At 71.8% G+C, this 11,704-nt stretch carries 8 protein-coding genes; 6 read left to right on the top strand and 2 right to left on the bottom strand.

All coding sequences use genetic code 11. The features are described 5' to 3' along the window. Positions 1-79: 79 nt before the first annotated feature. Both meaB and P1P70_RS31095 read right to left on the bottom strand, forming a co-directional pair. Positions 80-1,036, bottom strand: a complete 957-nt coding sequence (gene meaB / locus P1P70_RS31100) for a methylmalonyl Co-A mutase-associated GTPase MeaB (RefSeq protein WP_319243696.1) — start codon at positions 1,034-1,036, stop codon at positions 80-82. 52 nt (positions 1,037-1,088) lie between these two features. Further along, a complete protein-coding gene (locus tag P1P70_RS31095; protein WP_319243694.1) occupies positions 1,089-2,291 on the bottom strand; it encodes an acetyl-CoA C-acetyltransferase in 1,203 nt (400 codons plus the stop codon). A 147-nt stretch (positions 2,292-2,438) separates the two neighbouring features. Here P1P70_RS31095 and mce point away from each other — a divergent pair, with 147 nt between their 5' ends. The 6 genes from mce to P1P70_RS31065 all read left to right on the top strand — a co-directional run. Next, a complete protein-coding gene (gene mce, locus P1P70_RS31090; RefSeq protein ID WP_239757317.1) occupies positions 2,439-2,879 on the top strand; it encodes a methylmalonyl-CoA epimerase in 441 nt (146 codons plus the stop codon). Between the two features lie 276 nt (positions 2,880-3,155). Next, positions 3,156-7,007: a polarized growth protein Scy gene (scy, locus tag P1P70_RS31085; RefSeq protein WP_319243691.1), complete on the top strand. Its 3,852-nt coding sequence runs from the start codon at positions 3,156-3,158 to the stop codon at positions 7,005-7,007. Between the two features lie 257 nt (positions 7,008-7,264). Continuing rightward, on the top strand, positions 7,265-8,203 hold the full coding sequence (locus P1P70_RS31080; protein ID WP_013000631.1) for a cellulose-binding protein: 939 nt from the start codon (positions 7,265-7,267) through the stop codon (positions 8,201-8,203). Positions 8,204-8,596: 393 nt separating this feature from the next. Next, on the top strand, positions 8,597-9,565 hold the full coding sequence (locus P1P70_RS31075) for an ATP-binding cassette domain-containing protein (protein WP_319243688.1): 969 nt from the start codon (positions 8,597-8,599) through the stop codon (positions 9,563-9,565). Between the two features lie 2 nt (positions 9,566-9,567). Further along, entirely contained in the window at positions 9,568-10,338 is a 771-nt protein-coding gene (locus P1P70_RS31070) for an ABC transporter permease (RefSeq protein ID WP_413471584.1), read from the top strand. 181 nt (positions 10,339-10,519) lie between these two features. After that, positions 10,520-11,704, top strand: a 1,185-nt coding sequence (locus P1P70_RS31065) for an ATP-binding cassette domain-containing protein (protein ID WP_319243686.1), incomplete at its 3' end; no start/stop codon positions are given.

The following is an 11,704-nucleotide window of genomic DNA, read 5'->3' as shown; positions in this document are numbered from 1 at the left end:
TACCCGTCCCATCCTGAAGGGGCGCCCAGCCCCTTCAGGATGGGACGGGTAGGGGCGGCGGGGGCGAGAAACCCCGAGGTCAGCCCTCCGTCAAGCCGGCCACCAGCTCATCCGCCGCCCGATACGGATCCAGCTCCCCCGCCACGATCCGCTCGGCCAGCGCGTCCAGCCGCCGATCCCCGTGCAGATCCCCGATCCGCTCCCGCAGCGCCGTCACCGCAATGGTCTCCACCTCCCGCGCCGCCCGCACCCGGCGCCGCTCCACGAGCACCCCCCGCTCCTCCATCCACGCCCGGTGCTTCTCCAGCGCCTCCACGACCTCGTCGACCCCCTCGGCCCGCGCCGCGACCGTCTTGACGATCGGCGGCCGCCAGTCGCCGGGCCCCCGGGACTCGCCGAGCCCCAGCATGTGGTTCAGCTCGCGCGCGGTCGCGTCCGCGCCGTCCCGGTCGGCCTTGTTGACGACGTAGACGTCGCCGATCTCCAGGATCCCGGCCTTGGCCGCCTGGATGCCGTCACCCATGCCGGGGGCGAGCAGCACCACGGACGTGTCCGCCTGGGAGGCGATCTCCACCTCGGACTGGCCGACCCCGACCGTCTCGACGAGGACCACGTCGCAGCCCGCCGCGTCCAGGACCCGGATCGCCTGCGGGGCGGCCCAGGCGAGGCCGCCCAGGTGACCCCGGGTCGCCATCGAACGGATGTACACGCCGGGGTCGGAGGCGTGGTCCGACATCCGCACCCGGTCACCGAGCAGCGCGCCACCGCTGAAGGGCGAGGACGGGTCCACCGCCAGCACCCCGACCCGCTTGCCGGCCCTGCGGTACGCGGTCACCAGGGCCGACGTGGACGTGGACTTGCCCACGCCGGGCGAGCCCGTGAGGCCCACGACGTACGCCCCGCCCGTGAGCGGGGCCAGTGCCGCCATGACCTCACGCAACTGCGGGGACGCCCCCTCCACCAGGGAGATCAGCCGGGCGACGGCCCGGGGCCGCCCTTCCCTGGCCTGTGCCACCAGCGTGGGGACGTCCTGCATCACAGCTCCGATCCAAGAAGACGAGGGCCACGTACGCCCGAACCGACGGGCCTCAGGCCTTGGGTACCCGCACGATCAGCGCGTCACCCTGACCACCGCCACCGCACAGCGCGGCCGCGCCGACACCGCCGCCGCGCCGCTTCAGCTCCAGGGCGAGGTGGAGGACGAGCCGGGCGCCGGACATGCCGATGGGGTGCCCGAGAGCGATCGCACCACCGTTGACGTTCACCTTTTCCGGGGACACGCCGAGGTCCTTCATTGACTGCACGGCGACCGCGGCGAAGGCCTCGTTGATCTCGATGAGGTCCAGGTCCGCCACCTCCAGGCCGTCCTTCTTCAGGGCGTGCTGGATCGCGTTCGACGGCTGGGACTGGAGCGAGTTGTCCGGCCCGGCGACGTTCCCGTGGGCGCCGATCTCGGCGAGCCACGTCAGACCCAGCTCCTGCGCCTTGGCCTTGCTCATGACGACCACGGCGGCGGCGCCGTCGGAGATCTGCGAGGCGGACCCGGCCGTGATCGTGCCGTCCTTGGCGAAGGCCGGACGCAGCTTGCCCAGCGACTCGGCGGTCGTCTCGCCCCGGATGCCCTCGTCCTGGCTGAAGACGACCGGCTCGCCCTTGCGCTGCGGGATCTCCACCGGCGTGATCTCGGCGTCGAAGAGGCCGTTCTTCTGGGCGGCGGCTGCGCGCTGGTGGGACTGGGCGGCCACCGAGTCCTGCTCCTCGCGACCGATCCCGAGGCGGGTGTTGTGCTTCTCCGTCGACTCGCCCATGGCGATGTTCTCGAAGGAGTCCGTCAGCCCGTCGTGCGCCATCGCGTCGAGCATCTGGATCGCCCCGTACTTGTAGCCCTCACGGGACTTCGGGAGCAGGTGGGGGGCGTTGGTCATGGACTCCTGGCCGCCCGCGACGATCACGTCGAACTCGCCGGCGCGGATCAGCTGGTCGGCGAGCGCGATGGCGTCGAGGCCCGACAGACAGACCTTGTTGATCGTGAGCGCGGGGACGTTCATGGGGATGCCCGCCTTGACCGCGGCCTGGCGCGCCGGGATCTGCCCCGCCCCGGCCTGGAGCACCTGGCCCATGATCACGTACTGGACCTGGTCGCCGCCGATCCCCGCACGGTCGAGGGCGGCCTTGATCGCGAAGCCGCCGAGCTCGGCTCCGGAGAAGGACTTCAGCGAACCGAGCAACCGTCCCATGGGCGTACGGGCGCCCGCGACGATCACCGATGTATTGCCGTTCGAACCAGACATGAGGTGCGATCCCCTTCCAGCTTTGCAGCCGAGGAGTGAACGAGGGTTTACTTCGAATGTACTGAGTGGCACTCCGTGCCGTCATCGGGCTGTGAGTGTGATCGCTGGCACGTTGCGTAACGGTCGCGGGAGCGCTGCACTGACACCATGCTGACGCGAATCGACCACATCGGGATCGCCTGTTTCGACCTCGACGCCACCGTCGAGTTCTACCGGGCCACGTACGGCTTCGAGGTGTTCCACTCCGAGGTCAACGAGGAGCAGGGCGTGCGCGAGGCCATGCTCAAGATCAACAGCACGGACGACGGCGGCGCCTCCTACCTGCAGCTGCTGGAGCCGACCCGCGAGGACTCCACCGTCGCGAAGTGGCTGGCCAAGAACGGCGAGGGGGTCCACCACATCGCCTTCGGCACGGCGGATGTCGACGGCGAGGCGGCCGCGATCAAGGACAAGGGCGTACGCGTCCTGTACGAGGAGCCGCGAGTCGGTTCCATGGGGTCACGGATCACGTTCCTGCACCCCAAGGATTGTCACGGCGTACTGACAGAACTGGTCACTTCGGCGCCAGTTGAGTCACCTGAGCACTGACCCCCGTACATATGGGCCGGTAGGGTTGGGGTCGGCCGTCGCCTTCGAGGGGGACGGCCCGGGTCCTGCCGCCTTCCGAGGAGCGGGATCCAAGGGCACCGCGGAGATCCATCAGCGGTTGTCCTAGGGCCGGGGTCCAGGTTTCGGGGGACGAGGGTGAGGGCGGCAGCCCGTGCTCCGCCGTTGATCTGACACCATGCCCCGGGGGCCCCGTTCGGCGGTTGGACGGAGCTCGTTTGCCAGAGGTTGCGACCAGGGGACGGATGGGACCGCGCAGTGCGGGGCTACGAACGCCAGGAGCGAGAGCCGGCGGCTGACGTCGACCACCTCTCTCGGTTCGAGGCCGAGATGGAGCGGCTGAAGACCGAGCGGGAAAAGGCGATCCAGCACGCCGAGGACCTCGGCTACCAGGTCGAGGTGCTGCGCGCCAAGCTGCACGAGGCGCGCCGCACCCTCATGTCCCGGCCCGCCTACGACAGCGGCGGCGACCTCGGCTACCAGGCCGAGCAGATGCTCCGCCAGGCCCAGATGCAGGCCGACCAGCTGCGCGCGGACGCCGAGCGCGAGCTGAGCCAGGCCCGGGCGCAGACCCAGCGGATCCTCCAGGAGCACGCCGAGCAGGCCGCGCGGCTCCAGGCGGAGCTGCACCAGGAGGCGGTCACCCGCCGCCAGCAGCTCGACCAGGAGCTCTCCGAGCGCCGCCAGACGGTCGAGTCGCACGTCAACGAGAACGTGGCGTGGGCCGAGCAGCTCCGCGCCCGCAGCGAGTCCCAGGCCCGCCGGCTCGTCGACGAGTCGCGCGCGGAGGCCGAGCAGGCGCTGGCCGCCGCCCGTGCCGAGGCCGAGCGGCTCGCCACCGAGGCCCGCCAGCGGCTCCAGAGCGACTCGGAGGCCGCTCGCGGCGAGGCCGACCAGATCCTGCGCCGGGCCCGCGCCGAGGCCGAGCGGCTGCTGAACGCGGCGTCCACGCAGGCCCAGGAGGCCACCGAGCACGCCGAGCAGCTGCGCACCTCCACCGCCACCGAGTCGGACTCCGCCCGCCGCCAGGCCTCCGAGCTGAGCCGGGCCGCCGAGCAGCGCATGGCGGAGGCCGAGGCCGCGCTGCGCGAGGCGCGCGCCGAGGCCGAGAAGCTGGTCACGGAGGCCAAGGAGAACGCGGCCAAGTCGGTCGCCGGCGCCGAGTCGACCAACGAACAGCGCACGCGTACGGCGAAGGAGCAGGTCGCCCGGCTGGTCGAGGAGGCCACCAAGGAGGCCGAGGCGACCAAGGCGTCCGCCGAGGAGGTCGTCGCCGACGCCAAGGCCGAGGCCGAGAAGATCGTCGCCGAGGCCTCCGAGAAGGCCCGCTCGATCACCGCGGAGGAGTCCGCCTCCCAGCTCGCCAAGACGGCCAAGACCGCCGAGGACGTGCTGAACAAGGCGTCCGAGGAGGCCCGGAACACCACCAAGGCCGCCGCCGAGGAGGCCGAGCGCATCCGCTCCGAGGCCGAGGCCGAGGCGGACCGCCTGCGCGCCGAGGCCCACGACCTCGCCGAACAGCTCAAGGGCACGGCCAAGGACGACACCGAGGAGTACCGCGCCAAGACCGTCGAGCTGCAGGAGGAGGCGCGCCGGCTGCGCGGCGAGGCCGAGCAGCTGCGCTCCGACGCGGTCGCCGAGGGCGAGCGGATCCGCTCCGAGGCGCGGCGCGAGGCGGTCCAGCAGATCGAGGAGGCGGCCAAGACCGCCGAGGAGCTGCTCGCCAAGGCCCGGACGGACGCCGACGAGCTGCGGCAGACGGCCACCGCGGACAGCGAGAAGGTCCGCACCGAGGCCATCGAACGCGCGTCCACGCTGCGCCGCCAGGCCGAGGAGACGCTGGAGCGGACCCGCAAGGAGGCCGAGCGGCACCGCGCCGAGGCCGAGGAGCAGTCCGAGGAGCTGAAGGCCGAGGCCGAGCGCGCCGCCCGTGAGCTGCGCGACGAGACCGAGCGCGGCGTCGAGGCCCGCAAGGCGGAGGCGGCCGAGGAGCTGACCCGGCTGCAGAGCGAGGCCGAAGCGCGACTGGCCTCCGCCGAGGAGGCGCTCGCCGACGCCCGCACCGAGGCCGAGCGGATCCGCCGCGAGGCCGGCGAGGAGAGCGACCGGCTGCGTTCCGAGGCCGCCGAGCGCATCCGTACGCTTCAGGCGCAGGCCGAGGCCGAGGTCGAACGGCTGCGCGACGAGGCCGCGTCCGACGCGTCCGCGTCCCGCGCCGAGGGCGAGGCCATCGCCGTACGGCTGCGGTCGGAGGCGGCGGCCGAGGCCGAGCGGCTGAAGTCGGAGGCGCAGGACACCGCCGACCGGGTACGGGCCGAGGCACAGGCCGCCGCAGAGCGGCTCGCCACGGAGGCCTCGGAGACGCTGGCCGCCGCGCAGGAGGAGGCTCTCCGGCGCCGCCGCGAGGCCGAGGAGCTCCTCGGTTCCGCCCGGCAGGAGGCCGACCAGGAGCGGCTGCGGGCCCGCGAGCAGAGCGAGGAACTGCTGGCCTCGGCGCGCAAACGCGTCGAGGAGGCCCAGGCCGAGGCCGTACGGCTGGTCGAGGAGGCCGAGCGGCGCGCCGGCGAGATGGTGTCGGCGGCCGAGACCCACGCCCAACAGGTGCGGGACTCCGTCGCCGGGCTGCACGAGCAGGCCCAGGAGGAGATCGCCGGGCTGCGCAACACGGCCGAGCACGTGGCGGACCGGATGCGCCGGGAGGCCGAGGAGGAGTCGGACCGCGTCCGCGCCGACGCCTACGCGGAGCGCGAGCGGGCCACCGAGGACGCCAACCGGGTGCGCCGCGAGGCCCGGGAGGAGTCGGAGGCCGCCAAGTCGCTCGCCGAGCGCACGGTCGCGGAGGCCATCGCCGAGGCGGAGCGGGTGCGTTCCGACGCGTCCGAGCACGCCCAGCGGGTCCGTACGGAGGCCTCGGACACCGTCGCGCGGGCCGACCAGGACGCCTCGCGCACCCGTGCGGAGGCCCGCGACGACGCCAACCGCATCCGTTCGGACGCGGCGACCCAGGCCGACACCCTGATCACCGAGGTGACGGCCGAGGCGGAGCGGCTGACCCGGGAGACCAACGAGGAGGCCGAGCGGGTCCGGGCCGAGTCCGTCGCCCAGGCCGACCGGCTGGTCGGCGAGGCCACCGACGAGGCCGAGCGGCTGCGGGCCGAGGCCGCCGAGACGGTGGGCTCCGCGCAGCAGCACGCCGAGCGGGTCAGGGCCGGCGCCGAGCGCGCGCGGGCCGAGGCTGAGGCGGAGGCCGACCGGCTCATGGCGCACGCCCGCGAGGAGGCCGACAACACCCTCGACGAGGCCCGCAAGGACGCCAACAAGCGGCGTTCCGAGGCCGCCGAGCAGGTCGACAAGCTCATCTCGGAGACGGCGGCCGAGGCCGACAAGCTGCTCACCGAGGCGCAGACGCAGGCCCTGCAGACCACCGCGGACGCCGAGGGGCAGGCCGACTCCATGGTCGGGGCGGCCCGCAAGGAGGCCGAGCGGCTGGTCGCCGAGGCGACCGTCGAGGGCAACTCCACGGTGGAGAAGGCCCGTACGGACGCCGACGAGCTGCTCGTCGGCGCGCGCCGGGACGCGACCGCCATAAGGGAGCGGGCCGAGGAGCTGCGCGACCGCATCACGGCCGAGATCGAGGCGCTGCACACGCGGGCCCGCCGTGAGGCCGCCGAGACGATGAAATCCACCGGTGACCGCTGTGACGCGCTCATCAAGGCCGCCGAGGAGCAGTTGGAGAAGGCGACGTCGAAGGCCAAGGAGATCGTTTCCGAGGCGAACTCCGAGGCGGGCAAGGTGCGTATCGCCGCGGTGAAGAAGGCCGAGGGTCTTCTGAAGGAAGCCGAGCAGAAGAAGTCCACGCTCGTTCGTGAGGCCGAGGAGCTGAAGGCCGAGGCGATCCGCGAGGCCCGCCGCACGGTCGAGGAGGGCAAGCGCGAGCTGGAGGTGCTGGTCCGCCGCCGCGAGGACATCAATGCCGAGATTTCCCGTGTCCAGGACGTCCTGGTCGCGTTGGAGTCTTTTGAGGCCCCGTCGAGCGGCAAGGACGGTGGAGTCAAGACGGGTGCCGCGGCGGGTGCGACTCGTTCGGGTGGCAAGTCGTCAGACGGCTAGCGGTGCCGGGGCGTTGCGGGTATCTTCACCGCCCGCCCTGGCGCTACGGACACCAATTTGTGCTCGTTCTGTGCTTGCCATCTGTGCCGTCTGTGCTTTCAGGGCCTTTACGCAAAGTTTCTGGCAAGTATTCCGATGGTCGGCCACTCAAAAGGGGTGTCATTCTCCAGATCAAACGTGCATCTGCTCGATGACACGCCGCTTCGCCCCCTAGGATTCCACCTATCACCTCACCGGTCTCATTCGACAGGAACCCCATGAGCGACACTTCCCCCTACGGCTTCGAGCTTGTGCGGCGTGGATACGACCGCGCTCAGGTGGACGAACGTATCTCCAAGCTCGTCTCCGACCGTGACTCCGCTCTCGCCCGCATCACCGCTCTGGAGAAGCGCATCGAGGAGCTCCACCTCGAGACGCAGAACGCCCAGGCCGCGGTGACCGACGCCGAGCCGTCCTACGCCGGTCTCGGCGCGCGCGTCGAGAAGATCCTCCGCCTCGCCGAGGAGGAGGCGAAGGACCTGCGCGAGGAGGCCCGCCGCGCCGCCGAGCAGCACCGTGAGCTCGCCGAGTCGGCGGCCCAGCAGGTGCGCAACGACGCCGAGTCCTTCTCGGCGGAGCGCAAGGCCAAGGCCGAGGACGAGGGCGTCCGGATCGTCGAGAAGGCCAAGAGCGACGCGTCGCAGCTGCGTGCCGAGGCGCAGAAGGACGCGCAGTCCAAGCGCGAGGAGGCGGACGCCCTCTTCGAGGAGACCCGTGCCAAGGCCGCGCAGGCCGCCGCCGACTTCGAGACCAACCTCGCCAAGCGCCGCGAGCAGTCCGAGCGCGACCTGGCCTCGCGTCAGCAGAAGGCCGAGAAGCGTCTCGCGGAGATCGAGCACCGCGCGGAGCAGCTCCGCCTGGAGGCCGAGAAGCTGCGCACCGACGCCGAGCGCCGCGCCCGCCAGACGGTGGAGACCGCGCAGCGCCAGGCCGAGGACATCGTCGCGGACGCGAACGCCAAGGCGGACCGGATCCGGTCGGAATCCGAGCGCGAGCTGGCGGCGCTCACCAACCGCCGCGACTCGATCAACGCCCAGCTGACGAACGTGCGCGAGATGCTGGCGACTCTCACGGGTGCGGCGGTCGCCGCCGCGGGCACGCCGGTCACCGACGACGAGCCGATCTCCCGCGGGGTTCCGGCCCAGCAGTCCCGGTAACACGGCCGCCTGACGGTCGGCCGGAAGAGGCACCTTCGGGCCCGCGTCCCCCTCCGGGGGCGCGGGCCTTAGGTGTGTTCGGGGGCGGCGACGGCCCCGCCCCCGTCTCGCCCGCTGCCCCCAGCCGCGGGCAGTCGTGCCGCTGGGGCGATGGGGGCACCTCCCGCTCGAGCGAAGCCGAGAGTGGGGGAGGGTGGGCGCAGGCGGTGCCTCGTGGCGCCGAGTTGCGCAGCCTCTCCCCGCTCAGCGTCAGTGCCGGGTGCCTAATGGCTCGGGGGTACGCGTACGGTCGCGGCTGACACCAGTACGTGGCTGGTCGCGCAGTTCCCCGCGCCCCTGGAGGGGCTTCGCCTTCCGGTGGCAGGGCCCCCGGCCCCGTTCTAGCGTGGCCGCATGATCGAGCTCGACGGGCTGACCAAGCGGTACGGCGAGAAGGTCGCGGTGAACAATCTGACCTTCGCCGTGCGGCCCGGGATCGTGACCGGCTTCCTCGGACCGAACGGAGCCGGGAAGTCGACCACGATGCGCATGATCCTGGGGCTGGACCGCCCGACGGCGGGGGACGTCCGGATCGACGGCACGCACTACGACCGCCTGCGCGACCCGCTGACGTACATCGGCGCGCTCCTGGACGCCAAGGCCATGCACGGCGGCCGCAGCGCCTTCAACCACCTGCTGTGCCTCGCGCAGAGCAACGGGATCCCCCGGGCCCGGGTGCACGAGGTGCTGGACACGGTCGGACTGACGTCGGTCGCGCGGAAGAAGGCGAAGGGGTTCTCGCTGGGGATGGGGCAGCGGCTCGGCATCGCCGGCGCGCTGCTCGGCGATCCGCGGATCCTGATGTTCGACGAGCCCGTCAACGGCCTCGACCCCGAGGGCATCCACTGGATCCGGAACCTGATGAAGTCCCTCGCGGCCCAGGGCCGGACCGTGTTCGTGTCGTCGCACCTGATGAGCGAGATGGCGCTGACCGCCGACCACCTCGTGGTGATCGGCCAGGGACGGCTGCTCGCCGACACCTCGATGGCGCGGTTCATCCAGCAGAACTCTCGGTCGTACGTGCGGATCCGCACCCCCCAGCGCGAACAGTTGCTCGATGCTCTGCACACCGTCGGTGTCATGGTCGCGCAGACGGACGACGGGGCGCTGGAGGTGGACGGGGGGAAACCGGAGCAGATCGGGGAGCTGGCAGCCACGCACGGGGTCGTGCTGCACGAGCTGAGCCCCCAGCAGGCGTCGCTGGAGGAGGCGTTCATGCGGCTGACGGCCGAGTCGGTGGAGTACCACGCGCACGACGGCACCCCGGTGGCGCCTGCGCCCCCCGCCCCCGCCTGGGGCGCCGGCTGGAACCGGGAGGGCTGACCGTGGCCGCCGTCCAGGTCGTCCGCTCCGAGTGGACCAAGATCCGTTCGGTGGCGTCCACCGTGTGGACGCTGTCGCTGGCCGGGATCGTCACGATCGCGCTCGGCGTGCTCATCTCCCTGCTGTCGAAGAACGAGTTCGACCATCTGAGCCGCGACGACCGGCTCTCGTTCGACCCCACCTTCATCAGCTTCGCGGGCATGACCCTCGGCCAGCTGGCGATGATCGTGTTCGGGGTGCTGGTGGTGTCGAACGAGTACAGCACCGGCATGATCCGGACCTCGCTGGCCGCCGTGCCGCAGCGTGGCACCTTCCTCTTCAGCAAGATCGCGGTGGCCACCGCCCTCGCGTTCGCGGTGGGACTCGTGACCAGCTTCGTGACGTTCTTCCTGGGACAGGCGATGCTCGGCTCGCACCGGGCCGAGATCGACGATCCGGGTGTGCTGCGCGCGGTCTTCGGCGGCGGGCTCTACATGACCCTGATCGCGATGTTCTCCATGGGTGTCGCGGCGATGCTGCGCAGCCCGATGCTGTCGCTCGGCATCCTGATGCCGTTCTTCTTCCTGATCTCCAACATCCTCGGCAACGTCGGCGCCACCGAGAAGGTCGGCCGCTACCTGCCCGACCAGGCCGGCAGCAAGATCATGCAGGTGGTCACCCCGGTCGACGACGACACTCCGTACGGGCCCTGGGGCGGTCTCGGCATCATGGCGCTGTGGGTGGTGGCGGCCCTGCTCGGCGGGTACGTCGCGCTGAAGCGGCGCGACGCCTGATCCGGCACCTGACCAGCAGTTACGTACATGCCAAAGCAACCGGTCCGTGACCTGCGAGGTTTTACCTCCTCTTGGGCGGAACCGTCAGCGCCCCGATAAGCTCCTAATCCTTACGGGGGCGTGCGCCCCGACGTCCTGCGACGAGTCCGAGACGTCACGAACCGTTCGATGGGTGCGGAGCATGATCGAGGCAGTCGGCCTGACAAAGCGCTATGGCGCCAAGACGGCCGTGTACAACCTTTCCTTCCAGGTGCGGCCGGGGGCCGTCACCGGCTTCCTGGGCCCCAACGGCTCGGGCAAGTCGACGACGATGCGCATGATCCTGGGCCTGGACAATCCCACCTCCGGGCAGGTGACGATCGGCGGCTACCCGTACCGCAAACTGCCGAACGCGGCCCGTCAGGTCGGTGCCCTCCTCGACGCCAAGGCGGTGCACGGTGGCCGGCACGCCCGCAACCACCTGCTGTCCCTGGCCCAGCTGTCGGGCATCCCGGCCCGCCGGGTGGACGAGGTGCTCGGTGTCGTCGGACTCCAGGACGTCGCCAGGAAGCGCTCCAACGGCTTCTCGCTCGGCATGGGCCAGCGGCTCGGCATCGCCGCCGCCCTGCTCGGCGACCCCCAGGTACTGCTCTTCGACGAGCCGGTCAACGGTCTCGACCCCGAGGGCATCCTCTGGGTCCGCAACCTGATGAAGGCGCTCGCCGCCGAGGGCCGTACGGTCTTCGTCTCCTCGCACCTGATGAGCGAGATGGCCCTGACCGCCGACCACCTCATCGTCATCGGTCGCGGGCAGCTGCTCTCCGACATGAGCATCAAGGACTTCATCTCGGCGAACTCCGCCGACTTCGCGCGCGTGCGGACGCCGGACAGCGAGCCGCAGCAGCGCGAGAAGCTGTCGGCGGCGCTCACCGAGGCGGGCGGCCAGGTGCTGCCCGAGCAGGACGGGGCACTGCGTGTCATGGGTCTGCCGCTCCCCCGGATCAGCGACCTCGCGCACGGCGCCGACGTACGGCTGTGGGAGCTGTCGCCGCACCAGGCCTCGCTGGAGGAGGCGTACATGCGGATGACGCAGGGCGCCGTCGACTACCGCTCGACGACCGACCAGAAGGCCGGTCTCCAGCAGCCCCTGCCGCCCGGCGCGCAGCCGCCGATGCCGGTGCCCGGGCAGGGCCAGCCGGGCTGGTACGCCCCGCCGGCGCCGCAGCAGGGCGGCCAGCCGTACGCGCCGCAGGGCCACCCGGCACCGCAGGGCCAGCCGCCGACCGGTCCCTACGGCGCTCCGGCGCCCGGGACCCCCGCTCCGGCGCCCGCGCAGCCCCAGCCGAACCCGTACGCCCAGTCCGCGCCCCCGGCCGCGCCCCAGGCC

Source organism: Streptomyces sp. MB09-02B (genome assembly GCF_033794485.1).
Lineage (GTDB): Bacteria > Actinomycetota > Actinomycetes > Streptomycetales > Streptomycetaceae > Streptomyces.
This window is presented reverse-complemented; position numbering and strand designations above follow the sequence as displayed.

What these genes read in the sequence shown, in the direction of transcription:
- meaB (WP_319243696.1), bottom strand. Translation starts at nt 1,036, where the DNA reads ATGCAGGACGTCCCCACGCTGGTGGCACAGGCCAGGGAAGGGCGGCCC.
- P1P70_RS31095 (WP_319243694.1), bottom strand. Translation starts at nt 2,291, where the DNA reads ATGTCTGGTTCGAACGGCAATACATCGGTGATCGTCGCGGGCGCCCGT.
- mce (WP_239757317.1), top strand. Translation starts at nt 2,439, where the DNA reads ATGCTGACGCGAATCGACCACATCGGGATCGCCTGTTTCGACCTCGAC.
- P1P70_RS31080 (WP_013000631.1), top strand. Translation starts at nt 7,265, where the DNA reads ATGAGCGACACTTCCCCCTACGGCTTCGAGCTTGTGCGGCGTGGATAC.
- P1P70_RS31075 (WP_319243688.1), top strand. Translation starts at nt 8,597, where the DNA reads ATGATCGAGCTCGACGGGCTGACCAAGCGGTACGGCGAGAAGGTCGCG.